This is a genomic window from Flavobacterium pygoscelis (genome assembly GCF_023162025.1).
Classification (GTDB): domain Bacteria; phylum Bacteroidota; class Bacteroidia; order Flavobacteriales; family Flavobacteriaceae; genus Flavobacterium; species Flavobacterium pygoscelis.
The window spans coordinates 41167-57250 of record NZ_JALNUB010000003.1; the positions used below are offsets into that span (position 1 = coordinate 41167).

18 protein-coding genes are annotated in these 16084 nt (G+C 32.7%); 12 read left to right on the forward strand and 6 right to left on the reverse strand.

The window, feature by feature from the left end:
• The first annotated feature begins 7 nt into the window (after nt 1–7).
• From MW871_RS04655 to MW871_RS04665, 3 genes are all read left to right on the forward strand, one after another.
• Nucleotides 8–373 (forward strand): 6-phosphogluconate dehydrogenase, encoded by a 366-nt coding sequence (locus tag MW871_RS04655; RefSeq protein ID WP_188051174.1) that lies wholly within the window; start codon nt 8–10, stop codon nt 371–373.
• On the forward strand, nt 374–928 hold the full coding sequence (locus tag MW871_RS04660; RefSeq protein ID WP_210645778.1) for an acyl-CoA thioesterase: 555 nt from the start codon (nt 374–376) through the stop codon (nt 926–928).
• A 78-nt stretch (nt 929–1006) separates the two neighbouring features.
• Nucleotides 1007–1546 (forward strand): YceI family protein, encoded by a 540-nt coding sequence (locus MW871_RS04665; RefSeq protein ID WP_248427736.1) that lies wholly within the window; start codon nt 1007–1009, stop codon nt 1544–1546.
• 8 nt (nt 1547–1554) lie between these two features.
• Here MW871_RS04665 and MW871_RS04670 read toward each other — a convergent pair whose 3' ends face one another.
• Nucleotides 1555–2463, reverse strand: a complete 909-nt coding sequence (locus tag MW871_RS04670) for a TIGR01777 family oxidoreductase (RefSeq protein ID WP_248427737.1) — start codon at nt 2461–2463, stop codon at nt 1555–1557.
• Between the two features lie 207 nt (nt 2464–2670).
• Here MW871_RS04670 and MW871_RS04675 point away from each other — a divergent pair, with 207 nt between their 5' ends.
• From MW871_RS04675 to MW871_RS04715, 9 genes are all read left to right on the forward strand, one after another.
• Nucleotides 2671–3330 (forward strand): TetR family transcriptional regulator C-terminal domain-containing protein, encoded by a 660-nt coding sequence (locus MW871_RS04675; RefSeq protein ID WP_248427738.1) that lies wholly within the window; start codon nt 2671–2673, stop codon nt 3328–3330.
• The gene (locus MW871_RS04680; RefSeq protein WP_188051169.1) at nt 3330–4637 is read left to right on the forward strand and encodes an ABC1 kinase family protein; all 1308 of its coding nucleotides are present in this window, start codon (nt 3330–3332) and stop codon (nt 4635–4637) included. Before MW871_RS04675 ends, MW871_RS04680 begins: the two co-directional genes overlap by 1 nt.
• Complete coding sequence (locus MW871_RS04685) at nt 4637–4771, forward strand: DUF2256 domain-containing protein (RefSeq protein ID WP_188051168.1); 135 nt, start codon at nt 4637–4639, stop codon at nt 4769–4771. The genes MW871_RS04680 and MW871_RS04685 overlap by 1 nt, the downstream gene beginning before the upstream one ends.
• Nucleotides 4747–6051: a DASH family cryptochrome gene (locus MW871_RS04690; protein WP_248427739.1), complete on the forward strand. Its 1305-nt coding sequence runs from the start codon at nt 4747–4749 to the stop codon at nt 6049–6051. Before MW871_RS04685 ends, MW871_RS04690 begins: the two co-directional genes overlap by 25 nt.
• Before the next feature lie 6 nt (nt 6052–6057).
• Complete coding sequence (locus tag MW871_RS04695) at nt 6058–7542, forward strand: cryptochrome/deoxyribodipyrimidine photo-lyase family protein (RefSeq protein ID WP_248427741.1); 1485 nt, start codon at nt 6058–6060, stop codon at nt 7540–7542.
• 46 nt (nt 7543–7588) lie between these two features.
• Complete coding sequence (locus MW871_RS04700) at nt 7589–7873, forward strand: TIGR03643 family protein (RefSeq protein ID WP_210645772.1); 285 nt, start codon at nt 7589–7591, stop codon at nt 7871–7873.
• Nucleotides 7874–7931: 58 nt separating this feature from the next.
• The gene (locus MW871_RS04705) at nt 7932–8615 is read left to right on the forward strand and encodes an SDR family NAD(P)-dependent oxidoreductase (protein ID WP_248427742.1); all 684 of its coding nucleotides are present in this window, start codon (nt 7932–7934) and stop codon (nt 8613–8615) included.
• A gap of 31 nt (nt 8616–8646) precedes the next feature.
• Nucleotides 8647–9258: a GTP cyclohydrolase I FolE gene (gene folE, locus MW871_RS04710; protein ID WP_236023911.1), complete on the forward strand. Its 612-nt coding sequence runs from the start codon at nt 8647–8649 to the stop codon at nt 9256–9258.
• A 118-nt stretch (nt 9259–9376) separates the two neighbouring features.
• A complete protein-coding gene (locus MW871_RS04715) occupies nt 9377–10795 on the forward strand; it encodes an SDR family oxidoreductase (protein ID WP_188051163.1) in 1419 nt (472 codons plus the stop codon).
• Nucleotides 10796–11230: 435 nt separating this feature from the next.
• Here MW871_RS04715 and MW871_RS04720 read toward each other — a convergent pair whose 3' ends face one another.
• From MW871_RS04720 to MW871_RS04740, 5 genes are all read right to left on the reverse strand, one after another.
• Nucleotides 11231–12526: a cryptochrome/photolyase family protein gene (locus MW871_RS04720; RefSeq protein ID WP_248427743.1), complete on the reverse strand. Its 1296-nt coding sequence runs from the start codon at nt 12524–12526 to the stop codon at nt 11231–11233.
• A complete protein-coding gene (locus MW871_RS04725) occupies nt 12526–12987 on the reverse strand; it encodes an SRPBCC family protein (protein ID WP_188051161.1) in 462 nt (153 codons plus the stop codon). The genes MW871_RS04720 and MW871_RS04725 overlap by 1 nt, the downstream gene beginning before the upstream one ends.
• Before the next feature lie 279 nt (nt 12988–13266).
• A complete protein-coding gene (locus MW871_RS04730; RefSeq protein ID WP_210645768.1) occupies nt 13267–13707 on the reverse strand; it encodes a sterol desaturase family protein in 441 nt (146 codons plus the stop codon).
• Nucleotides 13708–13752: 45 nt separating this feature from the next.
• On the reverse strand, nt 13753–14595 hold the full coding sequence (locus MW871_RS04735; RefSeq protein ID WP_188051159.1) for a phytoene/squalene synthase family protein: 843 nt from the start codon (nt 14593–14595) through the stop codon (nt 13753–13755).
• Between the two features lies 1 nt (nt 14596).
• Nucleotides 14597–16066: a phytoene desaturase family protein gene (locus MW871_RS04740; protein WP_248427744.1), complete on the reverse strand. Its 1470-nt coding sequence runs from the start codon at nt 16064–16066 to the stop codon at nt 14597–14599.
• Nucleotides 16067–16084: the final 18 nt, after the last annotated feature.

Below are 16084 nucleotides of genomic sequence, written 5' to 3' on the forward strand. Positions count from 1 at the left end.
AGACGAAATGAAAAAATTTCTATTAATAGTAGTCGCAATAGCGGTTTTAATTACAGCATCCTATTTTGGATTTTTACACAATACTAATTACAGCGAAGGCGTTCGTTCTGGAGAATTAATTAGAGTAAGTCATAAAGGAATCCTCTTTAAAACATGGGAAGGCGAAATTAGTCAAGGTATTTCTGGGGCGCAAATTTTTTCGTTTTCTGTAATGGATAGCGAAAAACAAGTAATTGCCGATTTGAACCAAATGGAAGGTCAATATGTTCAGGTCAGCTATAAAGAACTCTACAAGACTTTTCCTTGGTGGGGAGATTCCAGGTTTTTTATCACCTCTGTTAAGAAAGTTAATTCTCCTTTTAAAATAAAATAAATGAATCCATTATTCAAAACAGTTGCCTCTTCGCATATTAGTATTTCGCAATTGATGTTACCAAGCCATTCTAACTTTAGTGGCAAAATTCACGGTGGCTATATTTTATCTTTATTGGATCAGATTGCCTTTGCTTGTGCGTCTAAATTTTCAGGTAATTATTGCGTTACGGCTTCAGTAGATACTGTTAACTTTTTAAAACCCATTGAAGTTGGCGAATTAGTAACCATGAGAGCGAGCGTAAATTATGTGGGCAAAAGTTCGATGATTATTGGCATTAGAGTCGAAGCAGAAAATATACAAACCGGAGCAATTAAACATTGTAATTCTTCCTATTTTACCATGGTTGCAAAAGATAAAGAAGGCTTAAATATACCGGTTCCTGGTTTAATTTTATCTCACAAAAATGACATCAGACGATTTATCAATTGTATAAAACAAATTGGACTTAAAAAAGAACAAAATCTTCATGAAGAAGCATTTGATTACAACTCAAAAGAATCTATAGAAAGTTTAAAAAACTACAACGTTCAAATTGAATCATCACTACAATAACGTGCTAGAAATCAAGTTGTAATTACATACTATTAGTTAATTTTTCGTAACTTTAATTAATCTAAATCATAGATTGTTATGAGAAAAATTACCATACTAGCATTATTACTCATTGCAACAGTAACATCAGGACAAGAAAAAATGGTTTCCTATGATGGAATCATAAATTTCGAAGCTTCAATACCTTTATTTGAAGAAGTTAAAGCAACCAATAATAAAACAACTTGTGTTTTAATTACTAAAACAGGAGAAATTATGTGTTTGGTTTCGATCAAAGATTTTAAATTTAAAAGAAATTTAATGGAAGAGCACTTCAATACTAATTATATTGAAAGTGATAGGTATCCAAGAGCAACATTCAAAGGTAAAATTGAAAAATTTGATTTAAAAAACGTAAACACCGATCGAACTACTTATCAAATAAATGGCAAAATAACTATACGTGGTTTGTCTAAAAAAATTCTAATCAAAGGCACATTAAAAAAAACCGAAAATGGTATCGAACTTATATCAGCTTTTCCTCTAAACACCGATGATTTTAATATAGAAATTCCATTTGTCGTGCGTACAAAAATTTCAAAAACCGTAAATACGCAAATTGCTTGTATTTTTAAATAAATTTTCATTTACAAACAATCTTTCAACGCCTGCTCTAAATTTTTAAATTTGAAATTAAAACCCGTCTGAAGTATTTTTTCTGATGAAACTCTTCTACCTGTTAGTACAATTATTGACATTTCACCCAAAACCATTTTTAAAACAATAGCTGGAACATTAGGCAACCAAATAGAATAACCAAAAATACGAGCCAAGGTTTTAGAAAAAATAGTATTATTTGTATTATCGGTAACTGCAGCATTATAAGGACCTGACATTTCAGCATTCTGTATGGCTTGCAAATAAATAGTACACAAATCTTCTACATGAATCCAAGGCATATATTGTTTTCCAGAACCTATTGCAGAACCCAATCTATATTTGAAAAGAGGAATCAGTTTTTTTAAGAAACCCTCATTTTTTCCCAACACTAATCCCGTTCTAATTTTTACAGTACGAATATTTAAATTCTCTATAAAATCGATAGAATCTTCCCATTTTTGGCAAACATATCCTAAAAAGTCATTGGCTGGCGCATCGTTTTCAGTACAAATTTCTTCTCCATTTACGGCTCCATATATTCCAACGGCAGAAGCAGAAATAAAAGCATCTAATTTTTTATAGTGTTTTTTAAGAACCATATATAGGAGTTGAGATGATTTTTCTCTACTATCGATGATAGCAGCTTTTCGTTTCGCAGTCCATCTTTTCTCACCAATATTCTCTCCTGCTAAATGAATAATATAATCGGCTTTCAAAACGGCCTCTTCTTCAATAAACTGAGTTGCCACATCCCATTTATAATAAAACACATCTGCTTTGTTTTGCTTTTCACTTCGGCTCAATATCGAAACAGTATATCCTTTACTTAGTAATAATGCTGTCAAATGAGTTCCTATAAATCCTGAACCACCACTTATTAAAACGTTCTTTTTCATATTTAGCAATTTATTGCTTTTAATTGGCTTTTACTAATTCACAACACTTCATTTCTGAACAAAATAAATAGGATGTTATGCCCATTTTATACCAATATATAGCGTCTGATTTTTAATACTATAAAATTATATTAAATTTTGTTTAACTTTATTAAAATATAGTTAAACATTTATTACCTTTATACTTTAATTTGAAACACAAAAAATATGGCTACTAAAAAAACAATACTTACAAAAGACAAAATAGTTTCAATGTACATGGATTATGTATTAGAGCATAGCGAAAAACCAAAATCAGTTTATCATTTTACAAAAATGAATGATTTTACAGAAACAGAGTTTTACGCTTATTTTGGTACAATAGAAAATATCGAAAAAGAAATCTTCAAAATGTTTGTTGAAAAAACAGTGGAGTTACTTTCTAAAAATGCAGATTATGAAAACTATGATATGAAAAGCAAAATGCTAAGCTTTTACTTTACATTCTTCGAAATATTAACCGCTAACAGAAGTTATGTCGTTCTCGTTCTAAAAAATCAAGGCGATCAACTAAAAAAATTGATGCAGCTTTCTGGATTAAGAAATAGTTTTAAAAATTATTTAACAGAAATCATTACTGATGATTTTAGAACACAACAGGAAAAACTACAAAACTTTCAAGAGAAAGCATTTCAAGAAGCTTCCTGGATTCAGCTTTTATTAGCGCTAAAATTCTGGATAGAAGATGCTTCTCCTGCTTTTGAAAAAACAGACATCTATATTGAAAAATCAGTCAAAGCGACTTTTGAATTGATGAATATTACTCCTATAGATAGCTTAATCGACTTTGGAAAATTTATTTTCAAAGAAAAAATATACAACAAATAATGAAAACGATAGACTACATACCAACGTCAAAAATTGAAAGAGCTACAAAACTGGTGCAAACTGGTGCAAAAGTGGGCGTAAATTACTTGAAATATTACGGTGAGAAAATGGTCAATTCTGATTTGACTAGAGACAAACTCAACGAGGACAATGCTGAGGACATTTATGATGGTTTAAAAAGCCTGAAAGGAAGTGCGCTAAAAGTCGCACAGATGCTAAGTATGGACAAAAGTTTCTTGCCGCAAGCATACGTAGAAAAATTTTCGCTTTCGCAATTTTCTGTACCACCACTTTCTGCTCCACTCGTATTAAAAACCTTCAAAAATAATTTCGGAAAAACTCCTTACGAGATTTTTGATGAATTTAATGCCACATCGGTAAATGCAGCCAGTATTGGTCAAGTGCATGTAGCAACAAAAAATGGTAAAAAATTAGCGGTGAAAATTCAATATCCTGGTGTGGCTAACAGCATATCGTCTGATTTAGCGATGGTAAAACCTATTGCAATTAGAATGTTTAATTTGCAAGGAAAGGATTCTGATAAGTATTTTAAAGAAGTTGAGGATAAACTAATTGAAGAAACCAATTATTTATTGGAATTAGAGCAAAGTCAAGAAGTGGTTGCTGCTTGCAAAAAAATAAAAAATCTCGTTTTTCCAGAATACTATCCTGAATTTTCATCGGAGAAAATCATTACCATGGATTGGATGACAGGCCTTCACCTTTCTGAATTCACCAAGAAAAACACCAATCAAGAAGTGTCTGACAAATTGGGACAAGCCTTATGGGATTTTTATATGTACCAAATTCATATTTTGAAAAAAGTACATGCCGATCCGCATCCTGGAAATTTCTTAGTAAATGATAACAACGAATTAGTTGCATTGGATTTTGGTTGTATGAAAACAATTCCAACCGATTTTTACATTCCTTATTTTGAATTAATCGACAAAAAAGTAATCAATAATGCAGAATTATTCAATACAAAATTATTTGAATTGGAGATTTTGAGAACCGATGATTCTAAAGAAGAAATTGCTTATTTCACTGAAATGTTCTACGATTTATTGTCTTTGTTTACGAAGCCTTTTCAAGAAGAAAATTTTGATTTTTCAGACGAAAGTTTTTTTGAAAGTATTGCTCAATTAGGAGAACGTTTTTCTAAGGACACCAATTTGAGAAAAATGAATGGTAATAGAGGTTCGAAACATTTTATTTACATGAACCGAACTTTCTTTGGATTATACAATTTGCTTTTTGACTTGAAAGCCAAGATTGTGGTAAATGAGTTTGAAAAATACAGATAGTGAAAAAGGAAAATCTGCCCTCTAAAATGTGTTTGGTTTGCAACCGACCATTTACTTGGCGGAAAAAGTGGGAAAAAGTTTGGGACGAAGTCAAATATTGTAGTGAAAAATGCAAAAGAAACAAAAAGGGTTAGTTTGGTTTAGAAATGATTTGAGAGTCAATGATAATGAATCATTGACCAAGGCAATAGCGGAAAATGAAAATGTAATTGGTATCTATTATTTTGATCCTCGCCATTTTGAAACCACGAAATTCGGATTTAAAAAAACAGAAAAATACAGAGCTCAATTTTTAATTGAAACAGTAACCGAATTAAAGCAAAATCTAGAAAAACTAAATATTCCACTTTTGGTTTATCATCAAATGCCGGAAGATTGTATTGCGAAAATAGTCATTGAAAATGAAATTCAAACTATTTATTTTCAACAAGAATGGACAACTGAAGAAACAGCAGTTTTGGAAAACGTAAAGTTAAAAGTTCCTATAACAATAGAATTTAAACCAACTTTCAACCAGTTTTTATACCATCCTGAAGACGTTCCTTTTGAGATCGAGTTTATTCCAAACGTTTTTACACAATTCCGAACGAAGTGCGAAAAATACAGTAAGGTTAGAACAGAATTTGTAGTTCAAGCCATGCCAAAAGAAAATTTAGAAGCAAATAAAACTCAGATTCCGACTCTTAAAGATTTAGGCTTTACTGCTTTTGATATTGATTCTAGAACGGCTTTCCCTTTTAAGGGTGGCGAAAATGAAGCCTTAAAAAGGATAGAACATTATTTTTGGGAAACGAATAAATTGGGCGTTTACAAATTGACTCGCAACGGATTAATAGGAACAGATTTTAGTTCTAAATTTTCGCCTTGGTTAGCCAATGGGAGTATTTCGGCAAAAACGATTTATTGGGAAATTATTAATTATGAACAACAAGTACAAAAAAATGATTCGACTTATTGGTTAGTTTTCGAATTGATTTGGAGGGATTATTTTAAATATATTTCGTTAAAAAATGGCAGTTCCATTTTTAAAATCGGAGGAATTTTGGATAAAGATTACGAATGGAAATCGAATCAAAATCAAATTAAAAGTTGGATAAACGGAACAACAGCAGAACCTTTTGTAAATGCCAATATGATCGAGCTGCAACAAACGGGATGGATGAGCAATAGAGGAAGGCAAAATGTAGGATCTTATTTTGCTAAGAATTTACATTTAGATTGGCGCATAGGAGCGGCTTATTTTGAATCGATGCTAATTGATTATGACGTACACAGCAATTATGGAAATTGGATGTATGTTGCTGGTGTGGGTAACGATCCTAGAGATCGCAAATTCAATATTGCTTTACAAGCTTCAAATTATGACGGAGAATCTAAGTTTAGGAAATTATGGTTGCAACAACAGTTATTTTAAAGAGATATGAACACGAATAAGAAAAGTATAAATGTAGTTTGGTTTAAGAGAGACCTTCGTTTACAAGACAACGAGGCAATCTACAATGCAACAAAATCAGCAACGCCTACTTTATTACTTTATGTATTCGAAAAGTCTTTAGAAAACGATGCACATTATAGTGAAAGACATTGGAATTTCATCAAGCAATCGTTAGTTGACATGAACAAACAATTGGAAAATTACAACACTAGAGTTTTGTGTGTTTCCTCAGAAGTAATTCAGGTATTTAATATTATTGAAGAAGTATATCGTATTGAAACTGTTTATTCGCATCAAGAAACAGGTTTGAAAATTACGTATGAAAGAGATAAAACCTTCAAAAGATTTTGCAAAAACAACCAAATTAGTTGGATAGAGAATATTAACAATGGCATTTTTAGAGCGTTAAAAAACAGAACTAATTGGGTAACGAGTTGGGAAAATTACATGAACGAACCGGTTTTTGTTTTTAATCCAAAAGAGGAACAATTTATAAATAACAGTGAAATTTCTGAATTGGAAAAAATGTTAGATAAAAGTGATCTGGAAACGATTCCAGATACTATTTTTCAAAAAGGTGGTTCAACCATGGCTGGAAAATATTTAAAAACTTTTCTTGATGAACGCTATCATCAATATAGTTATCATATATCTAAACCTTTATTAGCCAGAAAAAGTTGTAGCAGATTGTCTCCTTATATTGCTTGGGGAAATGTATCTACTAGACAAGTTTTACAAAAAGCAGCTACGTTCCGATTGACTTGTAGTGATAAAAAACAGATCGATTCCTTTGTATCTAGATTGACTTGGCAAGCCCATTTCATTCAAAAATTTGAAATGGAAGAAATCATGGAATTTGAAAGTGTTAACAAAGGTTTTCATTCTCTAAAAAAGAAACCCAACGAAAATTACATTGAAGCTTGGCAAAAAGGGCAAACTGGATTTCCGTTGATCGATGCTTCGATGCGATGTTTAAATGAAACGGGCTATTTGAACTTTAGAATGCGAGCGATGTTAGTGTCCTTTTTTACCCATAATTTATGGCAACCTTGGCAAGAAGCTACTTCGCATTTATCACAAATGTTTTTGGATTTTGAACCGGGAATTCATTTTCCGCAATTGCAAATGCAGGCAGGAGAAACCGGAATTAATATGTTACGTATATACAATCCAATAAAAAACAGTTACGAACACGATCCCGAAGGAGAATTTATAAAAAAATGGGTTCCTGAATTACAAAACTTGCCTAGAGCATTTGTACACGAACCTTATAAAATGACTTATTTAGATCAAAAATTTAATGATTTTGAAATAGGTATAAATTATCCAAAACCGATCGTAAACATGGAAAGAACTAGAAAATATGCAAGTGATTTTTTATGGAGTATGAAAAAAAATCCATTAGTAAAAGAAGAGGGTTTGCGCATATTAAAATTACATACCATGGCTGATATTGGAGATAGCGAATAAATTTTACAGAGATATAAAAATACATTTTAAATAAAAAAAGGAAATTGTGACAGAAAAGAAACAACTAACTGATTTAGAAAAAGACCGAGTTATAGAAATGGCTTGGGAAGACCGAACCACATTTGATGCTATTTTGCTGCAATTTGGTTTAAAAGAGCAAGAAGTAATCGATTTGATGCGTACGGAAATGAAACCGTCGAGTTTTAGAATGTGGCGCGAACGCGTTCAAGGACGTAAAACAAAACATGAAAAATTAAGAGATTTTAGAGAAGGACGTTTTAAGTGTAGCATGCAAAGACAAATTAATAACAATAAGATTGCTAAGCGCTAAACTTCTGGAAACTAATAATAAAACCAAATTATATTTATAATAACTATTTTTAATAAAGATGAAAAACATAGTAATCATTGGCGGAAGCAAAGGAATTGGAAGTGCCATTTTGTTGCAACAATTAGAAAGCAATAAAGTGTTTAACATCAGTAGAAATGCGCCAGAAATAACACATCCTAATTTAATACACTTCTCTTTAGATGTTTTGAAAGACACACTTCCGGAGATTGAAAACATAGACACTTTGATCTATTGTCCTGGTTCTATTAATTTAAAACCAATAGGAAGTCTAAGTATTGATGATTTCAGAACGGACTTCGAGATTAATGTTATTGGAGCGGTAAAGACGATTCAGAAATATTTACCTGTCTTAAAAAAAGGAAATAATCCGTCTATTGTTTTATTCAGCACCGTAGCGGCCAAATTAGGAATGCCTTTTCATGCCAGTATTGCTACTGCAAAAGCGGGTGTAGAAGGATTGGTAAAGTCATTAGGAGCAGAATTAGCTTCGGTGGTTCGCATCAATGCCATTGCACCAACAATCACAGAAACTTCTCTAGCTGCAGGAATTCTGAGAAACGATCGCATGAAAGAAAATATGGTAGAACGCCATCCGATGAAAGGGTATTTAAAACCCGAAGAAGTAGCTAATATGGCAAACTTTCTTATATCAGAAAATGCAAAATCAATTTCAGGACAAGTATTTGAAATGGATTACGGAATTGTAACCTTCAAAATCTAAATAAACCACATTAAAAATAAAAAATAAAACCATGATTAAAGAAATGAAAAGCTACGAAAAAATAGAGCAATACGATACTGAAGTAACAGAAGCATTGGCCAGCAATTATAAAACGGTAATTGGTACGCTTGGAGAAGATGTAAATAGAGAAGGTCTAGAAAAAACACCAGAAAGAGTGGCCAAAGCAATGCAATATCTTACACATGGTTATGGTTTAGATCCTTTAGAAATTTTAAAATCAGCGATGTTTACAGAAGATCACCGTCAAATGATTATCGTTAAAGATATTGAGGTATATTCGATGTGTGAACACCACATGTTACCTTTTTTTGGGAAAGCGCACGTTGCATACATCCCGAATGGTAAAATTGTTGGCTTAAGCAAAATACCAAGAGTAGTCGATGCTTTTGCAAGAAGAATGCAGGTACAAGAACGATTGACAGACCAGATTAAAAATTGTATTCAGGAAGCACTAGATCCTCTTGGAGTAGCTGTTGTCATCGAAGCACAACATATGTGTATGCAAATGCGTGGCATTCAGAAACAAAATTCGGTTACTACCACTTCTTCTTTTACAGGTGCGTTTGAAAAAAACAAAACTAGAAAAGAATTTATAAATTTAATTTCCAATAAATTAAGCTAATTTAGTAGCACAACACTACTCTTTTTTTGCTTGTTTAAAAGATTCAATGCATATTGCTCTGATAATTTGTAATTTATAGAATCGAAAATCGCTTTACAATATTGAAAATAAAATTACTATGAAAATTCTCTTAACAGGCGCAACAGGTTATATCGGAAAGCGACTTTTACCATTATTGGTAGCTCAAGGACACGATATAATCTGTTGTGTAAGAGATAAAAATAGATTTTATTTTCCTATTGAGTTTAAAGATAAAGTTAGTGTTGTCGAAGTCGATTTTTTAAATCATGAAACATTAACCAACATTCCAGATAGTATTGATGCAGCGTATTATTTGATTCATTCGATGTCTGGTTCTGCCTCTAATTTTGATGAGTTAGAGAGTCAATCTGCATTAAATTTTGTAAACCGACTGAATGAAACTAACGCAAAACAGGTGATTTACTTGAGTGGTATTGTGAATGATACCTCATTATCCAAACATTTATCTTCTAGAAAAAAAGTAGAGGAAATACTAAATTCAGGTGTATTTGACACCACTACATTGAGAGCCGGAATCATTGTTGGTTCAGGAAGTGCTTCGTTTGAAATCATTCGGGATTTAGTGAACAAATTACCTGTAATGGTTACACCAAAATGGCTAAACACAAGATGCCAACCTATTGCAATTACAGATGTACTCCAGTTTTTATCTAAATCATTATTTAATCCAGCGACTTACAATCAAAGTTTTGATATTGGTGGTCCTGATATTTTGACTTATAAAGAAATGTTGCTTGGTTTTGCCGAAGCAAAAAACCTAAAACGTTGGATTGTTACCGTTCCGATAATGACACCCAAATTATCTTCCTATTGGCTGTATTTTGTGACCTCAACTTCCTATAGATTGGCTTCCGCATTAGTTAGCAGTATGAAAGTAGAAGTAGTTTGTAGCGATACCCGAATTAATGAATTACTGGAGGTGACTCCAATGTCGTACAAACAAGCGCTATCTCGTGCTTTGATAAAAGTAGATGAAGATAAAGTAGCATCGAGTTGGAAAGATTCCTTAGTAAGCGGTCGTTTCACGAGTAATATGTCGGAATATTTAAAAGTTCCTAAAAAAGACTGTTTCATAGACCGTCGCAAAATGGAAATTATAGATCGCGATTTCACCATTAACCAAATTTGGTCTATTGGTGGAGATACGGGTTGGTATTATGGCGACTGGTTGTGGGATTTAAGAGGATTTATAGATAAATTATATGGTGGCGTTGGTTCAAGAAGAGGAAGAACAAACCGACACGATATTCATTCTGGTGATGCTTTAGATTTTTGGCGTGTGTTATATGCCAATAAAGAAGAAGGCAAATTAATTCTTTTTGCAGAAATGAAACTGCCAGGCGAAGCTTGGCTAGAATTTAAGATTATTCACAATACCTTATACCAAGCAGCGACTTTTAGACCTAGAGGTTTTTGGGGAAAAGTGTATTGGTATTCTGTGTTACCTTTCCATGGGTTTATTTTTAAGGGAATGCTAGAGAAGTTAATCAAGTAATTAATTCAATGAACAAGATTGGGTTTATTTACGTGGTAAACTTAAACACATTTAGTAATTATATTGAAAGGGAAATGAACTGCCAAAATTTATTAAACATATAAGACAAATAAGCATAAATGTGATTTTTTACCACCCAAAAAAGAAAGTTCAATTAAGTTTTTAAAAAAGTTTTGAGGCTCGAGCGTTAGAGATGAATTTAATTAACTCTAATTTGGAAAAAAATATAGATTGAAGTTTAGAAGTAGTATATTCTTAATATATGATTTCTTGAACTACGAATTATTTAATCAAAAGAATACATTAAAATCTGCGGTAATCTTTTAAATCCGTGTTTAAAAAAACTTGTAATTCTTAAATCCTGCTTCACAAACTTACTCATTATTTAAAAAAACTTAAATGACTTATACGATAAAATAATTGAAGTAAAAAATACTACTTTAAAATTCCAGCCTTATAAGTGGCAATTGCACGATCTCTCGCCATAGCGTGATCAACCATTGGTTTTCCGTATCCTAATTGGAATTCCTTGATCCATTTACGAACATACATTCCTTTTTCGTCAAATTTCTTTTGTTGAATTTCAGGATTAAAAACACGAAAGTAAGGAGCCGCATCGCAACCTGTTCCCGCCGCCCATTGCCAATTTCCTACGTTAGCAGACATTTCGTAATCTAATAGTTTTTCAGCAAAATACGCTTCGCCCCATTGCCACTGAATCAATAAATGCTTGCATAAAAAGCTCGCCACCACCATACGTACTCTGTTGTGCATATAGCCTGTTTCATTAAGTTGACGCATTCCTGCATCGACCATAGGATATCCAGTAGTTCCGTTGCACCAACGTTTGAAATCTTCCTCATTGTTGCGCCACTGAATTCCGTCATAAGCCGCTTTGAAGTTTTGAGTCACAACTTTTGGAAAACTAAAAAGAATTTGCATAAAAAACTCTCTCCAGATTAATTCACTCAAAAAAACATCGTTTTTATGAAAAGCCCAGTTCACTAATTTTCGGATGCTTACGGTTCCAAAACGCAAATGTGGAGATAAATAAGAGGTTTGATCTAAAGCTGGAAAGTCTCTTATCTCTTGGTAATTGGTAATAAATTTGAGATTATGATCCTTTACTTTTATCGTACTTTCTTGAAAACCTATTTGTTCTAAAGTGGGGAAAATAAAAATACTTTTATAAAAATTAGAAAACGAAGCAGCACAGTCGTATTCAGGAACAGGAGCTAAAGTTTTGTATTTTTCTAACCATTTATTTTTAAACGGAGTATAAACGGTATAAGGCAATCCATCGGCTTTTGTGATTTCTTTTTCTTCAAAAATTACTTGGTCTTTAAAGGAATAAGCAATAGTATTGTTTTTTTCTAAAAGTTCGCAAATAGCAGTATCTCTTTGAATGGCATACGGTTCATAATCTTTATTAAAGAAAACTTCTTTGACATCAAATTCTTTTAAAAGAGCTTCCCAAACTTCAAAAGTCTTTCCTTTTTTTATTAAAATGGAACTTCCTTGTTCTAGTAATTGCGCATTAATTTTAGAAAGATTTTCGTGTATAAATCCAACTCTTGGATCATTATTTGGCAGACTATCCAGAATAGCATCATCAAAAATAAAGAGCGGAATTACCGGATATTTAGACTGTAAGGCCTGAAATAATCCTACATTATCTTCCAATCGCAAATCACGTCGGAACCAAAAAAAAGAAACTGGTTGCTTGCTCATTATTTCGAATTAAACATTTTGTCAATGACTACACGACGGTGCTCAAATATAGATTTCAACTTGTTTTGTACTACTAAAGTATTCATGATTCTACCCAAAAAACCGAGAGGCAATCCGTAATGTACCACATCAGTCATTTTAGTTCCTGTTGGTGTAGCTTCAAAAAAATGTTTGTGGTGCCAAAAACTGTAAGGACCAAAACGCTGTTCGTCGATAAAGTAACTATGGTCTTTGACCTGCGTAATTTCAGTCATCCAGGATAAAGAAATCCCTAAAAGTGGCGTTACTTTATATTGTATTATCTGACCTGGATACATGTTTTTATCATCAAAATCGGTGATTTGAAAACCCATTTCTTTTGGTGTTATTTTTTGAAGATTTTTAGGGCTTGAAAAAAAAGACCAACATTCTTCAAGACTTGCATTTACGTGCTGAACGGTTTCTTGTTTGTATATTTTCATGATTAATTTTTAAGAAAAATATTGATGAAATACGCAATTTGCGTGAGGGATAGTAGTGGAGCTCTTTTTATAACTGGCTTTTTGCCAGGTATAAAAAAGCGGGAACGGATAGCCCGACCTCGCTTTAACTCCCGATTTTTCGGGGAGTGAAAGCGGGGTCACGCCCTGATAAAACTTTATAGTATTGCAAATCCAAACTTGCTAAATAATTTAACCACAAATTGCGCAAATTAAGTCACAAACTGTAATTTATACTAAAATGACTAGCTCAAAAACCGTTTAGATTTTATAGTACTTGAAAGGAACGAAAAGCATTCCGAAACATTCTCCGTGCTCTTTGCCAAGGTGTTTGTGGTGTACTTTGTGGGCTTTTCTAAGTCCAATTAAATATTTATTATTGGTGTGCTTGAACCATTTAAAACGTTGGTGAATCAATACATCATGGATCATGAAATAACACATTCCATAAAACATGATTCCCAAGCCTATGAAAAATAAGTAGTTTAAGCCACCTTCAACCCCATAATAAAAAAGTACGATGCTAGGAATGGCAAATATGACAAAGAAAATATCATTACGTTCGAAAACATTTGCGTATTTAGGTTGGTGGTGATCGGCGTGAAAATACCACATAGATCCGTGCATTACGTATTTATGGGTAAGCCAAGTAACACATTCCATTAGTAGAAAAGTACCGAAAAATATCAAAAAAAATATCATTTTTATGCGCTGTTTAATTTAAAAATTCCTTTAATAACAAGTCTTTTATTGAACTAAATTTAATTTATAAGACACGAATGACTTGGCTAATAATCCTGCTTTTGTATAATTTGAAACCCGAATTCTTGCATTTCCTATCTCTTGATAGGGCGTATTTTCTAGCTTTTTTAGCAATTTTTTGTAGTAAACAAAAGCAGTATAAACACCAAACTTAGCTTCGAGCGGAAGTTTGATAATACCTTCATAAGCGACTCTAAAATCCTCATTTATTTCGTTGATGATAGCCGTTTTAGCATTCTCATCAAATGAATTTAAATCTACGCCAGGAAAATAATTTCGGTTTAAAACCAAATTATCATCCTTTAAGTCACGAAGGAAATTCACTTTTTGGAAGGCAGAGCCGAGTCTCATGGCTTCGTCTTTTAACTGATTGTAACGCTCGTTATCTCCAGAAACAAATACCTTTAGACACATTAAACCCACCACATCTGCTGATCCATAAATGTAGGCATCGTATTCTTCTTTACTATGATAATCCGATTTTATCAAATCTAATTTCATGCTGCGTAAAAACGCTTGTATCAAATCGTCAGTGATATTATATTCTTTGACCGTTTGCTGAAAAGAATTTAATATGGGATTTAAACTGATTCCTCTATCAAAAGCTTTGTAGTAGTCCTCTTCAAATTCAGTAATAAGATCTTCCTTATCAAAACCATGAAAACTATCTACTATTTCATCCGCAAAACGAACAAATCCATAGATGCTATAGATGGCGTCTCTAATGCTTGGCGATAACATATAAACCGCCAAAGAAAAAGAAGTGCTATAGTTTTTAGTAACTAGCTTACTACACTTAAAAGATACATCATCAAATAATTGCTTCATATTATTGCTCTGAAAATTGTTTATTAATTAATTCCGACACTAATTTTCCAGAAATTAATGCAGGTGGAACTCCTGGTCCTGGAACCGTTAATTGTCCAGTGAAATATAAGTTTTTTACTTTTTTACTCTTCAGTTTAGGCCTTAAAAATGCAGTTTGTAATAGCGTATTTGCCATGCCGTAAGCATTTCCCTTATAAGAATTGTATTCAGATACAAAATCATTTTTGCAAAACGACTCCTTAAATATAATACTATTTTTTACACTTTGCTTGGTTAAAGTCTCAAAACGATCTATTATTTTATCAAAATATTCTTCTCTAAGTGCTTCTGTATCATTAATTCCAGGTGCTAATGGCACTAGAAAAAAACCTGATTCCATTCCTTCAGGAGCAGCTGTTTTATCGGTAACAGATGGAAAATTAGCATAAAATAAGGGCTCCGCAGGCCATTGTGGCTCATCATAAATATCCTTTGCATGTTGGTAAAAATCAACATCAAAAAACAAAGCATGATGCGAAATATTTTCAATTTTTTTGTTGAATCCTACGTAAAATAATAAGGAGGAAGGTGCAAAAACGCGACTGTCCCAATATTTTTCTGAATAAGCACGGTGTTCTTGATCCAAAAGCGTTTCGGTATGATGATAATCGGCACCACTCAAAATCAAATCAGAATAAATAGTTTCACCATTTACTACGATTGCTTTGGCAATTTTATCCGTTACAATAATCTTTTCTATATTGGCATTGGTAACAAACTGAACGCCCAATTCTGTAGCTAAACTTTCCATAGCGCGAACTACATCAAACATTCCTGTTTTTGGGTGCCAAGTTCCTAAACCAAAATCGGCATAGTTCATAAAACTATAAAAAGAAGGCGTGTCTGATGGCTTTGCTCCAAGAAATAAAACAGGAAATTCTAGAATTTGAATCAGTCTTTTATTTTTGAATTTCTTGCGAACATCTTTACTAATGTTACTAAAAAACTGTCCTACTTTCATAGCCGTTTCTGGCGTGATCAGTTCTAATGGAGAAACACCTGGACGATACACCAATTCTTTAATAGCAATATCATAATTACTTTTGGCCTCAGCCATAAATTTTTTCAATTGCGTACCGCTTCCCTTTTCAATCGCTTCAAAAGAGGCAACAATTTCTTCTAAATTATCGGCAATAGTAATAAAATCGTCTATACCGTAATACACGCGGTAGGCTGGTGATAATTTTATTAACTCATAGTAATCGCTTGTTTTTTTTCCAAAATCAGCAAAAAAACGATCGAATACATCCGGCATCCAGTACCAACTTGGCCCCATGTCAAATGTAAATCCTTCTCTTTTTAACTGTCTGGCTCTACCGCCAATACTACTGTTTTTTTCGTAAACGGTAACTTGATGTCCGCTTTTAGCCAAATAGCAAGATGCTGCCATAGCTGAAAATCCCGAACCTATAATAGAAATTGTTTGTTTCATTTGTTTAGCAAATATACA